Origin of the sequence: Klebsiella sp. RHBSTW-00484, from assembly GCF_013705725.1 — a bacterium.
Taxonomy (GTDB): domain Bacteria; phylum Pseudomonadota; class Gammaproteobacteria; order Enterobacterales; family Enterobacteriaceae; genus Klebsiella.
The window spans coordinates 447,450-464,617 of the sequence record NZ_CP055481.1 but is presented as its reverse complement, the minus strand read 5'-3'; the positions used below and the strand labels follow the sequence as shown (position 1 = coordinate 464,617).

Sequence of the window (17,168 nt, the reverse complement as noted above, 5' to 3'; positions counted from 1 at the left end):
ATTTAATTGATTTTTATGAATTAATTATTTCTCTCTTCGTTTTAACGAAAAAACCGCTGCGCGGAAGAAGCCAAAATACGATAATCAAATATCGTCTTTTATAAGGAAATCTAAGATGCGCAAAACGGTAGCCTTTGGTTTTGTCGGTACGGTATTGGATTATGTTGGCCGCGGCAGCCAACGCTGGGAAAAATGGCGACCAACCTTAAGCCTGTGCCAGCAGGAAACGTTAGTCGTCCATCGCCTTGAGCTGCTGTACGACGCGCGTTCGCGGGGGCTGTTTGAAACCTTAAAACAGGATATCGCCAGCGTATCGCCGGAAACGGAAGTCATTGGCGTCGAGATAGCCATCCGCAATCCGTGGGACTTCGAAGAGGTTTACGCCTGCCTGCATGATTTCGCCCGCAGCCACAGGTTCCATCCTGAAGACGAAGACTATCTGATCCACATAACCACCGGCACCCACGTCGCCCAGATCTGCTGGTTTCTGCTGGCGGAAGCGCGCTATCTCCCGGCGCGGTTAGCCCAGACCTCACCACCGCGTAAGAAAGATAAGCCGCATAGCACGGGCGAAGTGACGATCATCGACCTCGATCTCAGTCGTTACAACGATATCGCCAGCCGCTTTGCCCAGGAGCGCGAAGAGACGCTTAACTTCCTGAAATCCGGTATCGAGACCCGCAATCTGCATTTCAACCGCATGATCGAGCATATTGAGCGCGTCGCCATCCGCTCCCGTTCACCTATGTTGCTTAACGGCCCGACCGGCGCGGGCAAATCATTTTTGGCCCGCCGCATCTATGAATTAAAGCTGGCACGCCATCAGTTTAGCGGCGCGTTTGTTGAGGTGAACTGCGCGACTCTGCGTGGCGACACCGCAATGTCGACGCTGTTTGGTCATGTCAAAGGGGCATTTACCGGCGCGCGGGAAGAGCGTGCCGGTCTGCTACGCAGCGCGAACGGTGGGATGCTTTTTCTCGATGAGATTGGCGAACTGGGGGCAGATGAACAAGCGATGCTGCTCAAAGCTATTGAAGAAAAACGCTTTTATCCCTTCGGCAGCGACCAGCAGGTGAGCAGTGATTTTCAGCTTATCGCCGGTACCGTGCGCGATTTACGCCAATTGGTTGCCCAGGGTAAATTCCGCGAGGATCTGTATGCGCGTATAAATCTGTGGACGTTTGAACTGCCGGGTCTGCGCCAGCGGCAGGAAGATATCGAGCCGAACCTCGATTATGAAATTGAGCGCCATGCCACGCTGACTGGCGATAGCGTGCGCTTCAACACCGAAGCGCGTCGCGCCTGGCTGGCCTTCGCCACCTCACCGCAGGCGGCGTGGAGCGGCAACTTCCGCGAGCTTTCCGCCAGCGTCACCCGTATGGCAACCCTGGCGGACAACGGTCGCATCACGGTAAACACGGTAGAAGATGAGATTGAGCGCCTGCGCTACAGCTGGAATGATAACCGCCCCTCAGCGCTCGATGCGCTATTAGGGGCGGAGGCGGAAAATCTGGACCTGTTCGACCGCCTGCATCTGCAAAACGTCATTGCTATATGCCAGCAAGCAAAAACCATTTCCGATGCCGGACGCCAGCTCTTTAACGTCTCGCGCCTCGGCAAAGCCACCGTCAACGACGCAGACCGGCTGCGAAAATATCTCGCGCGCTTTGGCCTGACCTGGGAAACGCTGAAGAATCAGCACAGCTCCAGTTGAAGGTTGTTGTCGGTTATCACTTTCAGCACGCCAGCTGGCGGCATCACGTCGGTGTAGACTGCATCGACCATGCTGATGCTGCCCATATTGACCATCGCGTTACGGCCAAATTTAGAGTGGTCAACAACCAGCATCACGTGGCGCGAGTTTTCAATAATCGCCCGTTTGGTGCGCACTTCGTGGTAGTCAAACTCGAGCAGCGAGCCATCGCTGTCAATGCCGCTGATGCCGAGAATGCCGAAATCAAGGCGGAACTGGGAGATAAAGTCCAGGGTCGCTTCGCCGATAATACCGCCATCACGGCTGCGCAGTTCGCCGCCCGCCAGAATAATGCGGAAATCCTCTTTCACCATCAGCGTATTAGCGACGTTGAGGTTATTGGTGACGATGCGCAGGTCGTTATGGTTCAGCAACGCATGGGCCACCGCTTCAGGCGTGGTGCCAATATCGATAAACAGCGTCGCGCCGTCAGGGATTTCACTCGCCACCTTGCGGGCAATACGCTCTTTTTCCTGGGTTTGGGTCGACTTCCTGTCGTGCCAGGAAGCGTTCACCGAACTGGAAGGCAACGCCGCGCCGCCGTGGTGGCGCAAGATCATCTTTTGTTCGGCTAAATCATTCAGATCGCGACGAATGGTCTGCGGGCTGACGGCAAACTGCTCAACCAGCTCTTCAGTACTGACGTATCCCTGTTTTTTTACCAGCTCGATAATCGCGTCATGACGTTGTGTTTGTTTCATGAAATATCCCTGGGAGTCTCTACGTTCGCTTTCGCACATTCTGCGTATCAACAAACGCCATCGCCAGCCCGGTCGCCAGACCAGCCACGTGGGCACCGTTCGCGATCGACATGCCGAAAACGTCAAACCAGCCAGCAATTAACCATACTAAAGAGAAGAGTATCAAGCCGCGCTGCAAAAAAATGCCGCTTTGCGGATCGCGTTCGCCGCGTAGCCAGACATAGCCCATCAGCGCATAGACCACGCCCGATAAGCCACCAAACCACGGACCGCTAAACTGATGTTGAACAAAGCCGCTCAGCAGGGCGCTGATCACGGTAATCACCACCAGCTTTCCGCTGCCAATGCGCTTCTCCACCGCTCCGCCGAGGTACCACCACCATAGCAGGTTGAACAGAATGTGCATCAGCGAGAAGTGCATGAAAGCGTGAGTAAAGTAGCGCCAGACTTCAAATTTCAGCGAAGGATCGTAGGGCCAGGCCAGCAGTAGCATAACCGGCTGATCGCCAAGAACCGTTTGCAGTACAAACACTGCAATACAGGCGAATAAAATCCCCCATGTAAACGGCCCGGCGTTGTGGCGAAGCGTGGCTAAAAAGGGGAAACGCTGATAGTGCAGGCCGCTGTTGGTGTGCCCCGACTGCCAGCTGGCGGCCAGATAGCGCGGATCGGCAGGATTTTCCAGAAAGCGGGCCAGCTCGGCATGAACCCGCCCGGCCTGGCTCTCATCAGCAAGCCAGACATCGCTTTGCGTATGCTGCTGGATAGTCAGAATAATCCCCTGCGTCGCCATATAGTCGACAAACGCCTGGGCCACGCGAGGGTTGGCAAAAGAGGTAATCATTAACATGCAGCGGATCGCTTATTCCACACAAAGGGGGATATTATAGCCATAACCTGCGCTAACGCCTAAAGCGCGCCATGCGCTACTTCCGCCGGAAAATGCCGGTGCCAGGCATCAAATCCGCCATCCACGCTGTACACCTTGTCGTAGCCCTGCTGGAGCAGATACTGCGCGGCGCCTTTACTGCTATTGCCGTGATAACACATCACCATAACGGCCGTCTCAAAGTCGTTATCGCGCATAAACGCACCCAGCGTATCGTTGGTCAGATGAAAAGAGCCCGGCGTATGCCCCATCGCGTAGCTCTGCGGGTCGCGAATATCCACCAGCACCGCCGTCTGCTGATGCATTTTCTGGTGGGCTTCTTCTACGTTAATACATTCAAAGTGATCCATATGCTCTCTTCTCTATATAGGCAGGCGGCTGATAAGCGCTCGCGATTTTAACGCCTAGTGTACAGCCAGGCGGTAAATAAACGCCAATATGTTACACACATCACTCTGAAATGTTTTTTTGATGTTATCAATGGCGTGATTGTTTGCTATATTGAGCGATATCGAACATTTGTGAACTTAAACGAAAGTGCAAGAGGTAGCGAGCGTGGAAACCAAAGATCTGATTGTGATAGGAGGAGGCATCAACGGTGCCGGTATCGCGGCAGACGCCGCAGGGCGTGGTTTATCCGTGCTGATGCTGGAGGCAAAAGACCTGGCCTGCGCCACGTCCAGCGCCAGCTCAAAGCTGATTCACGGCGGGCTGCGCTACCTTGAACACTACGAATTCCGCCTGGTGAGCGAAGCGCTGGCCGAGCGAGAAGTGTTGTTAAAAATGGCTCCGCACATCGCCTTCCCGATGCGCTTTCGTTTACCGCATCGCCCGCACCTGCGCCCGGCCTGGATGATCCGCATCGGTCTGTTTATGTACGATCATCTGGGCAAACGCACCAGTTTGCCCAGCTCAACTGGATTGCGTTTTGGCTCGGAATCGGTACTTAAACCTGAAATAGTGCGCGGTTTCGAATATTCCGACTGCTGGGTTGATGATGCGCGTCTGGTGCTGGCCAATGCCCAAATGGTCGTGCGTAAAGGTGGGGAAGTGCGTACGCGTACCCGCGCTATTTCCGCAAAGCGCGAGAATGGTTTGTGGATTGTCGAAGCGGAAGATATTGATAGCGGCGAGAAGTTCAGCTGGCAGGCGCGCGGTCTGGTGAACGCCACCGGCCCGTGGGTCAAACAATTCTTCGATGACGGTATGCATATACCATCGCCATATGGCATCCGCCTGATTAAGGGTAGCCATATTGTCGTGCCGCGCGTGCATACCCAGAAGCAGGCCTACATTCTGCAAAACGAAGACAAACGCATTGTGTTTGTGATCCCGTGGATGGATGAATTCTCAATAATCGGTACCACCGACGTTGAGTACAACGGCGATCCGAAAGCCGTGGCGATCGATGACAAAGAGATCAACTACCTGCTGAACGTCTATAACGCGCATTTTAAAAAGACGCTCTCTCGCGATGATATCGTCTGGACTTACTCCGGCGTGCGTCCGCTGTGCGATGACGAATCCGACTCACCGCAGGCGATCACCCGCGATTACACTCTCGATATTCATGATGAGAACGGGCAGGCTCCGCTGCTGTCGGTGTTTGGCGGCAAGCTCACCACCTATCGTAAGCTGGCCGAACACGCGCTGGAAAAACTAACGCCTTACTACAAAGGCATCGGCCCGGCATGGACCAAAACCGCCGTTCTGCCCGGCGGCGATATCGGTAGCGACCGTGATGATTATGCGGCAAAGCTGCGCCGTCGCTTCTCATTTATCAGCGAGTCAATGGCGCGCCACTACACCCGAACCTACGGCAGCAATAGCGAATGGATCCTTGGTGAAGCCACGTCACTTGCCGATCTCGGCGAAGATTTTGGTCACGAGTTTTACGAAGCAGAACTTAAATACCTGGTCGAACATGAATGGGTACGAACCCTGGACGATGCGATATGGCGGCGAACCAAGCAGGGAATGTGGTTAACGGCCGAACAGCAGGCACGCGTTAGCGAATGGCTGGTGCAGCACGTGGGAAAGTCTGAGCTTTCGCTGGCGTCGTAAATTTACATCAAACACGATAAAAGGGGGAACCTATCCCCCTTATGCTAATTAACGGACACTTTCCTGAGTCACTTTCCGCCAGAGGCCGAAGCGATGGCAGCTTTTTTCCGCACCTGACCAACGGCATCGGCGGCCCGCAATGCCGCCTGCACGGCCTCCGGCGTAATGGTAAACGGCTCGTTGTGCATCGTTTCCCCTATTTGACAAGACGCCCTGGCAACGGCCAGCAGTTCATCATCGCTAACGCCAGCCAGACCAATATCCGCCAGCGTGGTGGGCAAGCCAATATCTTCGCAAAACTGATAAACCTCCTCTATGAGCTCAGGCGCTCTATCGGTGAGCATGAGCATTGCCAGTGTGCCAAACGCAACTTTTTCCCCATGCCAGTATTTGTGCGTGGCGGGCAGTACCGTCAGACCGTTATGAATGGCGTGCGCTGCCGCCAGCCCACCGCTTTCAAAACCGAGCCCGGATAATAGCGTATTCGCTTCGATAACATGTTCGAGCGCCGGAGTAACCTGATGTTGTTCACAGGCAAGCTTCGCCAGGCGCCCATAGCGCATCAAGGTGGTGTAGCAAAAGCGCGCCAGCTCAAATGCAGTCATCGGTCCTGGCCTGGTGGTCATATTGCCTGCCCCTTTGATGCGGCAATCTTCCGCTTCAAACCAGGTTGCCAGCGCATCGCCTATCCCAGAAACCAAAAAGCGTACCGGCGCGGCAGCAATAATACTGCTGTCCACCAGCACAAGCGTCGGGTTACGTGGAATCATGAGGTAGCGTTTGAATTTCCCTTCTGGCGTATAGATAACAACCAGTGAACTGCACGGCGCATCCGTTGAGGCCAGAGTAGGAACCACGGCAATAGGCAGCCGCAGGCTGGCGCCGGTTGCTTTTGCCGTATCCAGGGTTTTCCCGCCCCCCATACCAACAATCACATCGGCGCCAATTTCCTGCGCACGTGCGGAGATGCGAGCAATTTCCTCATCACTGCACTCGCTACTGAACACTTCGATATCAAATTCAATCACCCCGTGCAGTGCTGTTGCAACCGCATCCCGGTAGGTGCTGTAAACAACAGGATCCTGCAAAATCAGCGCCTTATGACCGAGTGCGGCCAATTCCTGCGGGAGATGCGTTGTCAACGCTCCTTTACCCTGAACATATCGTGACGGAAAGATCGCGGTAGTAACCATTGTTTCTCCTTAAAAAGCATTAAAGTTCAATATACAGAACATAAATTCCATATAAAGAATTTAATGCTGTTTACTCTGAACGCACAATGACCAGGTGAGAGCATAATTTTATCCTGTGAGGCAGCGCACAATTTTGGCTACGTATTAGACCAATGCGCAGTTTCCATTGGGTCACCCACTCTTTCTCACCTTATCTCCGTTCATTTTTGAAGCAAATCACAAAATATAACCTTCCTTAGAGTATGGAATTGACGCTGTATGAATACGTCGGCATAGTATCAATATACAGAACAACAGTTCCATATACAGAACATAATTTTTAATACTAAAGGGATGCAATGATGAGCATTGAAATAGAGAAACCGACCACACGAGGGCGCTGGCTGCATATTATTCCAGCCACGATCCTCGTTTATATCGTGGCCTATATGGACAGGACCAATATCGCCATTGGGATTGCAGGCGGCATGGATGAAGATTTAGGCATGACTGCTTCTTTTGCTGGCCTGGTCGCCGGGATCTTCTTTATTGGTTATATCTTCCTGCAAATTCCCGGCGGTCAGATAGCCGAGCGGCTAAGCGCCAAAAAGTTGATTGCCTGGACAATCGTCGCCTGGGGTGGCTTTGCCCTGCTGACCGGTTTTGTTCAGACATCGACGCAGTTGTTGATCATTCGCTTTGTGCTCGGCGTGGCGGAAGGTGCCGTGTATCCCGCCATTCTGGCACTGATTGGTCACTGGTTCCCAAATGAGGAGCGCGCCAGGGCTATCGCCTATTTCCAGATGAACCTGGCCGTCGCCTCTATCATTACCGGGCCGCTTTCCGGCTGGCTTATTGAAACATACGGCTGGCGGGAGATGTTTATCATCGAAGGCTTGCTCTCTCTGGGACTGCTCTTTGTCTGGCTACCTTTGGTTTCCGATCACCCGCATCAGGCAAAGTGGCTAGATCCGAAAGAGCGCGCCTGGATCGAACAAAAATTGCTGGCCGATCGCGCGTTGAGTATTGGCGGAGAGCAAAGCAGCATTCGTGGCGTATTAAAAAGCATCAACCTGTGGAAGCTTGTCGGTATCTATTTCTTCGTACAGGTCGGATTCTATGGCTTCGCACTGTGGATGCCAAATCTGATTAAACACCTGACCGGCAGCGGCATGACCATCGTTGGGGTACTCACCGCGGCGCCTTACGTTCTGTGCATTATCGGTCAGTATTACATCGCCAAATGGTGTGATAAAACAATGAATCGCCGCCTTTATACGGCTATTCCTCTGCTGGGTTTCGCGGTCTGCCTCGCCCTCTCCTTATTACTGAAAGATAACGTCTGGCTCGCTTACGGCATGATGGTTATTTGCGGGTTCTTCCTGCAAGCCTATGCCGGTCCATTCTGGACGCTGCCACCATTACTCTTCGCCCCCAACGTTCTGGGCGGCGTGCGCGGTACGATCAACGCCCTGGGCAACATCGGTGGCTTTATCGGTCCGTACCTCGTAGGGCTGTTAACGGTGACGTTCTCGCAAACAGCAGGTATGACCGTACTGGTTGCCGCCCTGCTTATCGCCGTTGGACTGCTTTTCAGCTTGCCTTCTGTTACCGCTCGTCCTGCAGGTAGCAGCAACACGCCTAACACCTCGACGCCGGGTGCGTCACTTAAACAAGAAGGAATCGCCAAATGAGCCAGAAATGTCAGCATGCTCGCGATCTGTGGTCACAGCTCGACGCTCTGCGTCTTGGAATGAATTACAGCAAAGAAGATGTCAATAAACTGCAGGTCCTGGTGGATGATTGCTATGGCGAAAGCCATCCGGGCAGTTTCCATCTTAACCAACTGGGCGATGAAGCCGTACTGGGTGTTCATGAAAGCGGCGGTCGTGCGGTCCGTCACCATGTGACGGATATCTGCGACGGCTGGGGTCAGGGCCACGATGGGATGAACTACATTCTGGCATCTCGCGAAGCCATTGCCAACATGGTCGAAATTCATGCCTCAGTGGTGCCTTATGATGCCGGAATTCTGATCTCAAGCTGCGATAAATCTATCCCGGCGCATCTGATTGCCGCCGCACGTTTGAATCTACCGCTATTGCATATTCCCGGCGGTTCTATGCGTCCGGCACCGAATATGAGTACTTCTGACCTCGGCGGGATCACCGCTAAGTTGAAGAAAGGCGAAATCGGCATTCAGCAAGTGGAAGCAATGCAGCAATGCGGTTGTCCCACCGCCGGAGCCTGCCAGTTTATGGGAACGGCCAGTACCATGCAGTGCATGTCGGAGGCATTGGGGCTGGCTCTGCCTGGTAGCGCTCTGCTGCCATCGACCCTTGCGGAAATTCGCCGCGTTGCCAGAACCGCAGGCCACCAGGCGCTGTATCTGGCGGAGAAAAATATCACCACCCATAAGATCCTAACTCCTGCGGCGTTTGAAAATGCTATCAAAGTCCATGCAGCTATTGGTGGCAGCACCAATGCGATGATCCACCTTCCGGCCATCGCTCATGAACTCGGATGGGAGCTGAAGCCCGAACTGTTTGATCGGATCAATAATGAAATCCCTTATCTGACCAACATTCAGCCCAGCGGTAAATACGTTACCGAAATGATGTGGTTCGCAGGCGGCGTGCCAATGGTGCAATGGTATCTACGCGATTATCTGGATCTTGATGTTCTTACCGTGACTGGCCGTACGCTCGGCGACAACCTGGAAATGCTCCATCAATCCGGCTTCTTTACCCGCAACCACGGTTACCTCAACAATTACAAAGTCAGCCCAGAGGAGGTGATCCGGAAACCAGAAAATGCCACCAAAAAAGGGTCGATTGCGGTACTGAAAGGCAACATCGCGCCTGAAGGAGCGGTCATTAAATATGCGGCCTGTGCGCCGGATATGCATCACCATACCGGTCCTGCTCGGGTCTTTAACTCCGAAGAAGACGCTCAACAGGCCATCATCCATAACCATATCGAACCCGGCGACGTCATTTTCATTCGCTACGAAGGCGCAAAAGGCTCTGGCGCACCGGAAATGCTGATGACAACCGATGCCATAGTGTATGACAAACGCCTCGACGGAAAAGTCGCATTGATTACCGACGGTCGTTTCTCTGGAGCGACCAGCGGGCCATGTGTCGGACACGTCTCGCCAGAAGCCGCTGATGGCGGCCCGATTGCCCTGGTGGAAGATGGTGATTTAATCGAAATGGATGTGAAAGGCCGTAAGCTCAATATCGTAGGGATCGACGGAGTGTTTAAAACAGAAGAGGAAATACGCCGCTGCCTTGAAGACCGTCGAGCAAGCTGGAAGAAACCTGATTATTCAAACCGTCGCGGCGTCTTTAAACAATTCACCGCTAATGCAACATCATTAATGGCCGGAGCCTGGCTTAAATAATATCCCTGGCGGGCTACGGCTCGCCTGTTTTAAGGATCAATACATGACTCAGATTACAAAATTTCACGGCGTATTTCCGCCAGTCCCGACCATCGTTAATGCGCAGGGAGAGTTAGATAAAGTCGGCATGGCGACCTTGCTGGATCATCTTATTGCAAGCAAGGTCAATGGCGTATTACTGCTGGGCAGCGGGGGGGAATTTTGCCATATGACCAATGCGCTGCGTCTGGAAACCGCAGAGTTTTGCGTCCGTCATATTAACCGCCGCATTCCAGTACTATTAGGTATTAGCAGTACCAGCACGCAGGAAGTGATTGAGTATGGTCAGCATGCCGACCGGCTCGAAGTCGATGCCGTGCTGGTACTCAATCCCTACTATGCCAGATTGACCGATGAGTATATTTATCATCATTTCAAAACCGTGGCTAATAACATAAAAAGCCCGGTCATTCTATACAACTTTCCAGCATTGACGGGACAGGACCTTAGCGTTGATTTAATTACCCGGCTGGCGCAAGATCACCCCAATATTATCGGTATTAAGGATACCGTTGATAATATCAGCCATATTCGTGAAATCATCAATAATGTCAGGCCAGCGCGTCCGGACTTCGTTATTTTCTCCGGCTATGATGAATATATGATGGATACGCTTATCTTAGGCGGCAACGGCGGGATCCCAGCGACAGCGAACTTTGCGCCGCAGCTAACCTGCGGAATCTACCGCGCGTGGTGTGAAAAAGAGTATGAGATAATGTTCGGATTACAGCGCAGGCTGTCCGCGCTTTCCACTATTTACAGCCTGGATTCACCTTTCTTCGGGATAATCAAAAAGGCAATTCAGCTTAGCGGAGTCGATATTTCAACTCACGTAATGCCCCCCGTTTTGCCGGCAAATGAAGAACATATTTCGAATTTGAAGCAGGTCTTACAGCGTGCGGGACTTTAAGCGATGACGAAAGCGGGCTTCTTGCCCGCTATGTTTTTTTATTTCAGCACATCAGGCGCGTCAGGCTACGGCTGGCATCCATCATCAGCGTAGCAAGCGACTCGCGTTTATCATCGGGGATCTGGAACGCAACGCCGGATACGCTCAGGGCGGCAATCACTTTCCCCTGCGCATTGAATACCGGCACCGCAATGCAGCGCACGCCAAGGGAGTCTTCTTCGTTATCATAACCCCAGCCGCGGCGGCGAATTCCGGCTAACTCCTGTTTAAGGATATTCACATCCGTGATCGTCGTATCCGTAAAACGCGTTAATATCTGATCTGGAGGCAGCAATTCTTCCAGCTCTTCCCCGCTAAGCCATGCAATCAGTACCTTCCCCAGCCCTGAGCTATGTAATGAGAGGCGCTTGCCCTCCCAGCTTCGAATCACAATAGCCTGTGGGCTTTCGACTTTCAGAAGATAAATGGGGGCATCGCCTTCCAGAACGCCGAGATGGCAGGTCAGGCCGGTGTTATCGCGAATCTCTTCAAGAATCGGTAACGCGATTTTTTTAATGTCGTACTGTTCCGCCGCTTTATTACCTAATTCATACAGGCGTAACCCCAGATAATACTTGTCTTTTTCCTGGCGTAATAACCCATGCTCCACCATGCCATTGAGCAAAGATGAGGTACTGCTTTTCGCAATCCCTGAATTTTGATGGATCTGGGTAAACGTTGCGCCATCGCACTCCAGAAGATAAGCAAATACGCGCATGATTTTATCGAGGGCCGGAATAGATGTTGTAATCTTTTTCATATTATTATCAATTAATTATGAATTTTTCTGCTAATACTATACACCAGTACTCAACCCTTTTTCCATAACAGAGACCAAATGCTGCTAATAGATTCAGCAGACGAATATCAGCATACCCACGAATATACCACGATAAAAAACGGGGCCGTTTGGCCCCGTTCTCAAGGTTTAACCCTCTACAGCCTGACCGGATCGATATGCCAGATATGGTCGGCGTACTCTTTAATCGTACGGTCAGAGGAGAAATAGCCCATATTGGCAATATTGAGCATCGCTTTATTGGCCCACTCTTCCGGATGACGATACAGTTCGTCCACCTTATCCTGACAATCCACATAGCTGCGGTAATCTGCCAGCACCTGATAATGGTCGCCAAAGTTAATTAGCGAATCCAGCAGGTCGCGATAGCGGCCCGGCTCCGACGGACTGAACAGACCGGTGCCGATTTGCGTCAGCGTCTGATGCAGCTCTTCATCCTGCTCGTAGTATTCGCGCGGTTTGTAGCCACTGGCTCGCAGCGCTTCAACTTCCTCCGCGGTATTACCGAAGATAAAGATATTGTCTTCGCCGACGTGCTCCAGCATCTCAACGTTAGCGCCATCCAGCGTACCGATAGTTAACGCGCCGTTGAGCGCGAACTTCATGTTGCTGGTCCCGGAGGCTTCCGTTCCCGCCAGCGAAATCTGCTCAGAGAGATCCGCCGCCGGAATAATCAACTGCGCCAGGCTCACGCTGTAGTTAGGGATAAACACCACTTTCAGCTTATCGCCAATCTGCGGATCGTTATTCACCACCGCCGCCACGTCGTTGATCAAATGAATGATATGCTTGGCCATGTAGTAAGCTGAAGCGGCTTTCCCGGCGAAGATATTCACTCGCGGCACCCACTCGGCATCAGGATCGGCCTTAATGCGATTGTAGCGAGCAATCACATGCAGCACGTTCATCAGCTGGCGTTTGTACTCGTGAATACGCTTGATCTGCACGTCAAACAGCGCTTTCGGGTTCACCACCACGTTAAGCTGCTGGCCGATGTAGTTCGCCAGCCGCTGTTTGTTCTCAAGCTTGGCCTGCCGTACCGCTTTATTCACCGTCGGATAGTCAATGTGCTGCTCCAGCTCCTTAAGCTGGCTCAGGTCGGTACGCCAGGTACGACCGATATTCTCATCAAGCACTTTCGACAACGGCGGGTTGGCCACCGCCAGCCAGCGGCGAGGCGTCACGCCGTTGGTGACGTTGGTAAAGCGCATCGGGAAAATTTTCGCAAATTCAGCGAACAGCGACTCGACCATCAACCGGGAGTGCAGCTCAGACACGCCGTTAACCTTATGACTGACCACTACCGCCAGCCAGGCCATACGCACGCGACGACCATTAGACTCATCAATAATCGATGTGCGGCCCAACAGCGCGGTATCGCTGGGATACTGCTCCTGCAAGGTCTTCAGGAAGTAGTCATTAATCTCGAAAATAATCTGCAAATGACGCGGCAGGATTTTACCCAGCATCTCAACAGGCCAGGTCTCCAGCGCTTCGCTCATCAGGGTATGGTTGGTGTAAGAGAAGACCTGGCAGGTCACCTCAAACGCCTCATCCCAGCTGAACTTATGCTCGTCAATCAGCAGGCGCATCAGCTCGGGAATCGACAGCACCGGGTGGGTGTCATTGAGGTGAATGGCGATTTTATCCGCCAGATTGGCGTAGGTTTTATGCAGCTGATAGTGACGGCTGAGGATATCCTGCACCGTCGCCGAAACGAGGAAATACTCTTGACGCAAGCGCAGCTCGCGCCCGGAATAGGTGGAATCATCCGGATAGAGCACGCGGGAGACGTTTTCAGAGTGGTTTTTATCCTCTACCGCCGCGAAGTAGTCGCCCTGGTTGAATTTCCCGAGGTTAATTTCGCTACTGGCCTGGGCGCTCCACAAACGTAGCGTGTTAGTCGCGTCGGTATCAAAGCCAGGGATAATCTGGTCATAGGCTTCAGCGAGGATCTCTTCGGTTTCCACCCAGCGCGAGTTTTTACCTTCCTGCTGAATACGCCCGCCAAAACGGACTTTATAGCGAGTATTATGGCGCTCAAACTCCCACGGGTTACCGTATTCCAGCCAGTAATCCGGAGACTCTTTCTGCCGCCCATCAACGATGTTCTGCTTAAACATGCCGTAGTCGTAGCGAATACCATAACCGCGGCCCGGTAAACCCAGCGCCGCCAGAGAATCGAGGAAGCAGGCCGCAAGGCGACCCAGACCGCCGTTGCCTAAGCCGGGGTCATTTTCTTCGTCAATCAGCTCTTCAAGGTTCAGCCCCATCTCTTCCAGCGCGTTGTTGACGTCGTCATAGATCCCCAACGACAGCAGCGCATTAGACAAGGTTCGGCCAATCAAAAACTCCATCGACAGGTAATAGACCTGACGAACCTCCTGCGAAAGCTGGGCGCGGTTTGAGCGCAGCCAGCGCTCCACCATGCGATCGCGAACGGCGAACAGCGTGGCGTTGAGCCATTCATGCTTGTTAGCGATAGCCGGATCTTTGCCGATGATAAACATCAGCTTATAAGCAATAGAGTGCTTTAACGCCTCAACGCTCAGCGTGGGTGATGAGTAGCTAAAAGGTACATTCATAGCGTTGGCTCCTGGTTACAGCAAGCGCTGATAAAGTTCGCGGTAAGAATTTGCGGCAACCTGCCAGCTAAAATCCATATTCATCGCCTGACGCTGAACGTAACGCCAGAGCGACGGGCGCGACCACAGAACGAATGTGCGTCGAATAGCCCTCAGTAGCGACACGGCGTTACTGTCTTCAAAAACAAACCCGGTGGCGAGACCGTCAGCAAGGTTTTCCAGCGAGCAGTCGGAAACAGTATCCGCCAGACCACCCGTGCGCCGAACCAGCGGCAGCGTGCCGTACTTAAGGCCATACAGCTGAGTTAGGCCGCACGGCTCAAAGCGGCTCGGCACCAGAATCACATCCGCGCCACCCATAATGCGGTGCGAGAAGGCTTCATGGTAACCAATCTGCACGCCAACTTTGCCAGGATGCTCAGCGGCGGCAGCAAGGAATCCCTCTTGCAGCACCGGATCTCCGGCCCCCAGCAGCGCCAGTTGGCCTCCCTGTTCAAGCAGACCCGGCAGCGCTTCCAGCACCAGGTCCAGCCCTTTCTGGCTGGTCAGTCTGCTGACAACAGCAAACAGCGGCGCTTTGTCATCCACCTTCAGCCCCATGGCGATTTGCAGCTGACGCTTATTCTCGGCCTTCTCTTCCAGACGATCGCGGTCATAGCGCGTTGCCAGCAGCAGATCGTTTTGCGGATTCCAGATTTTATCGTCAACACCGTTGAGGATCCCTGACAGACGACCCTCATGCTGACGCTGGCGTAGCAAACCTTCCATTCCGTAGGCAAACTGCGGCTCGGTAATTTCGCGAGCATAGGTCGGGCTGACCGCCGTAATGTGGTCGGCGTAATAAAGACCCGCTTTCAGGAAGGAGATCTGACCGTTAAATTCCAGACCATGAACGTTATAGAACGACCACGGCAGCTCAATGTCATTCATATGCCATGAGTAGAACATGCCCTGGTAGGCCAGGTTATGTACCGTAAAGACCGACTTAGCCGGATGGCCGCGCGCCGCCAGGTATGCAGGCGTCAGGCCTGCATGCCAGTCGTGGGCATGGACGACATCAGGACGCCAGAATGGGTCCAGCCCGCAGGCCATCTCGCTGCCCACCCAGCCCAGCAGCGCAAAGCGCAGCACGTTATCGGTATAAGCATTCTGATGGGTATCGTGGTAAGGGCTCCCTGGGCGATCGTAGAGATGTGGGGCATCAATCAAATAGATGCCCACGCCGTCAAAATGTCCGAACAGCAGGGTAACAGGACCGGCAAAAGTCTCCCGGCGAGTCACTACCTGCGCATCGGTAATACCACGGCGGATATCAGGGAACGCGGGCAACAGCACGCGGGTATCGATGCCCTGTGCAATTTGCGCCGCAGGCAGCGCGCCGATCACATCCGCCAGTCCACCGGTTTTTAACAGCGGGAACATCTCCGAACATACATGTAATACCTGCATTAGCGCTCCTGTGGGTACCCCAATTTCCGCAGCATGTCGCGGGTGACCAGCACGATACCTTCTTCCGAGCGGTAGAAACGACGTGCATCCTCTTCCGCATTTTCACCGACAACCATACCTTCCGGGATCACGCAGGCGCGGTCAATAATGCAGCGACGCAGGCGGCACGAACGGCCAACCCAAACCTCTGGCAACAAGACTGCCGAATCAATGTTACAGAATGAATTCACCCGCACGCGCGGGAACAGCACCGACTGAACGACCACGGAGCCGGAGATAATGCAGCCGCCGGATACCAGTGAGTTCAGCGTCATCCCATGACTACCTGAGCGGTCCTGGACGAATTTTGCTGGCGGCAAAGGTTCCATATGGGTGCGAATCGGCCAGTTCTGATCGTACATATCCAGTTCCGGCGTCACCGAAGCCAGGTCGAGGTTGGCTTTCCAGTACGCTTCAAGGGTACCGACATCGCGCCAGTACGGCTCAGACTGCGGGTCTGACTGCACGCAGGAGAGCGGGAAAGGATGTGCATAAGCCATGCCAGCTTTGGTTATCTTTGGAATGATGTCTTTACCAAAGTCGTGACTCGAGTTTTCATCGCCATCGTCTTCTTCCAGCAGCTCATAAAGGTAATCCGCATCAAAGATATAGATACCCATGCTCGCCAACGATTTGCTCGCATCCCCCGGCATCGCCGGTGGGTTAGTCGGTTTTTCAACAAAATCGATAATCTTCTCGCTTTCGTCAACCGCCATCACGCCAAACGCCGGTGCTTCTTCAATGGGCACTGGCATACAGGCCACGGTGCAACGCGCCCCTTTTTCGACATGGTCGATCAGCATGCGCGAGTAGTCTTGCTTGTAAATATGGTCGCCCGCAAGGATCACCACATACTCCGCCTTATAGCGGCGGATGATGTCGAGGTTCTGCGTCACCGCATCCGCCGTGCCACGATACCAGTTTTCGCCCTGCATCCTTTGCTGGGCGGGCAGCAGGTCAACAAATTCGTTCATCTCTTCATTGAAGAACGACCAGCCGCGCTGGATATGCTGCACCAGAGTATGTGATTGATACTGGGTGATGACGCCGATACGGCGAATACCTGAGTTAATACAGTTAGATAACGCAAAATCGATAATACGGAACTTACCGCCGAAATGGACAGCAGGTTTCGCACGTTTATTGGTTAAATCCTTCAGACGGGTACCACGTCCCCCGGCAAGGATCAGCGCAACAGATTTGATCGGCAACTGACGTGCCAGCATCAACGGATCGTTCTTTTCTACCCCAACCATAATTAACTCCTTTTTTACTCCCCAGCTTGCCTGCCCTTCTCGCCGCGCCGCCGCTTCGAGACCAACC

Annotated in this window: 13 protein-coding genes; 5 read left to right on the top strand and 8 right to left on the bottom strand. The window is 53.3% G+C overall.

Annotated elements, in window-relative coordinates:
• The first annotated feature begins 115 nt into the window (after positions 1-115).
• On the top strand, positions 116-1,714 hold the full coding sequence (gene rtcR, locus HV213_RS02090; RefSeq protein WP_181484632.1) for an RNA repair transcriptional activator RtcR: 1,599 nt from the start codon (positions 116-118) through the stop codon (positions 1,712-1,714).
• Here rtcR and HV213_RS02085 read toward each other — a convergent pair.
• From HV213_RS02085 to glpE, 3 genes are read right to left on the bottom strand one after another with little or no spacing between them, the layout of a single operon-like run.
• A complete protein-coding gene (locus tag HV213_RS02085) occupies positions 1,696-2,454 on the bottom strand; it encodes a DeoR/GlpR family transcriptional regulator (RefSeq protein WP_110274938.1) in 759 nt (252 codons plus the stop codon). The two genes, rtcR and HV213_RS02085, sit on opposite strands and share 19 nt — an antisense overlap.
• A gap of 19 nt (positions 2,455-2,473) precedes the next feature.
• Complete coding sequence (gene glpG, locus HV213_RS02080; RefSeq protein ID WP_110274937.1) at positions 2,474-3,304, bottom strand: rhomboid family intramembrane serine protease GlpG; 831 nt, start codon at positions 3,302-3,304, stop codon at positions 2,474-2,476.
• A gap of 59 nt (positions 3,305-3,363) precedes the next feature.
• Positions 3,364-3,693, bottom strand: a complete 330-nt coding sequence (gene glpE, locus HV213_RS02075) for a thiosulfate sulfurtransferase GlpE (RefSeq protein WP_110274936.1) — start codon at positions 3,691-3,693, stop codon at positions 3,364-3,366.
• A gap of 205 nt (positions 3,694-3,898) precedes the next feature.
• Between glpE and glpD the strand changes: the two genes are divergently transcribed.
• Entirely contained in the window at positions 3,899-5,407 is a 1,509-nt protein-coding gene (glpD, locus tag HV213_RS02070; protein WP_181484631.1) for a glycerol-3-phosphate dehydrogenase, read from the top strand.
• A 68-nt stretch (positions 5,408-5,475) separates the two neighbouring features.
• On the opposite strand, the gene HV213_RS02065 is transcribed toward glpD, so the two are convergent.
• Positions 5,476-6,600: a glycerol dehydrogenase gene (locus tag HV213_RS02065; protein ID WP_181484630.1), complete on the bottom strand. Its 1,125-nt coding sequence runs from the start codon at positions 6,598-6,600 to the stop codon at positions 5,476-5,478.
• A gap of 338 nt (positions 6,601-6,938) precedes the next feature.
• Here HV213_RS02065 and HV213_RS02060 point away from each other — a divergent pair, with 338 nt between their 5' ends.
• From HV213_RS02060 to HV213_RS02050, 3 genes are read left to right on the top strand one after another with little or no spacing between them, the layout of a single operon-like run.
• Positions 6,939-8,273, top strand: a complete 1,335-nt coding sequence (locus HV213_RS02060; protein WP_181484629.1) for an MFS transporter — start codon at positions 6,939-6,941, stop codon at positions 8,271-8,273.
• Positions 8,270-9,985, top strand: a complete 1,716-nt coding sequence (gene ilvD, locus HV213_RS02055; protein WP_181484628.1) for a dihydroxy-acid dehydratase — start codon at positions 8,270-8,272, stop codon at positions 9,983-9,985. Before HV213_RS02060 ends, ilvD begins: the two co-directional genes overlap by 4 nt.
• 43 nt (positions 9,986-10,028) lie before the next feature.
• Positions 10,029-10,934 (top strand): dihydrodipicolinate synthase family protein, encoded by a 906-nt coding sequence (locus HV213_RS02050; RefSeq protein ID WP_181484627.1) that lies wholly within the window; start codon positions 10,029-10,031, stop codon positions 10,932-10,934.
• A gap of 43 nt (positions 10,935-10,977) precedes the next feature.
• On the opposite strand, the gene HV213_RS02045 is transcribed toward HV213_RS02050, so the two are convergent.
• From HV213_RS02045 to glgC, 4 genes are all read right to left on the bottom strand, one after another.
• A complete protein-coding gene (locus HV213_RS02045; RefSeq protein ID WP_110274930.1) occupies positions 10,978-11,733 on the bottom strand; it encodes an IclR family transcriptional regulator in 756 nt (251 codons plus the stop codon).
• Between the two features lie 176 nt (positions 11,734-11,909).
• Positions 11,910-14,357, bottom strand: coding sequence for a glycogen phosphorylase (gene glgP / locus HV213_RS02040; RefSeq protein ID WP_110274929.1), 2,448 nt, complete (start codon positions 14,355-14,357; stop codon positions 11,910-11,912).
• 15 nt (positions 14,358-14,372) lie between these two features.
• The gene (glgA, locus tag HV213_RS02035; protein ID WP_181484626.1) at positions 14,373-15,806 is read right to left on the bottom strand and encodes a glycogen synthase GlgA; all 1,434 of its coding nucleotides are present in this window, start codon (positions 15,804-15,806) and stop codon (positions 14,373-14,375) included.
• Entirely contained in the window at positions 15,806-17,101 is a 1,296-nt protein-coding gene (gene glgC / locus HV213_RS02030) for a glucose-1-phosphate adenylyltransferase (RefSeq protein WP_181484625.1), read from the bottom strand. The genes glgA and glgC overlap by 1 nt, the downstream gene beginning before the upstream one ends.
• Positions 17,102-17,168: the final 67 nt, after the last annotated feature.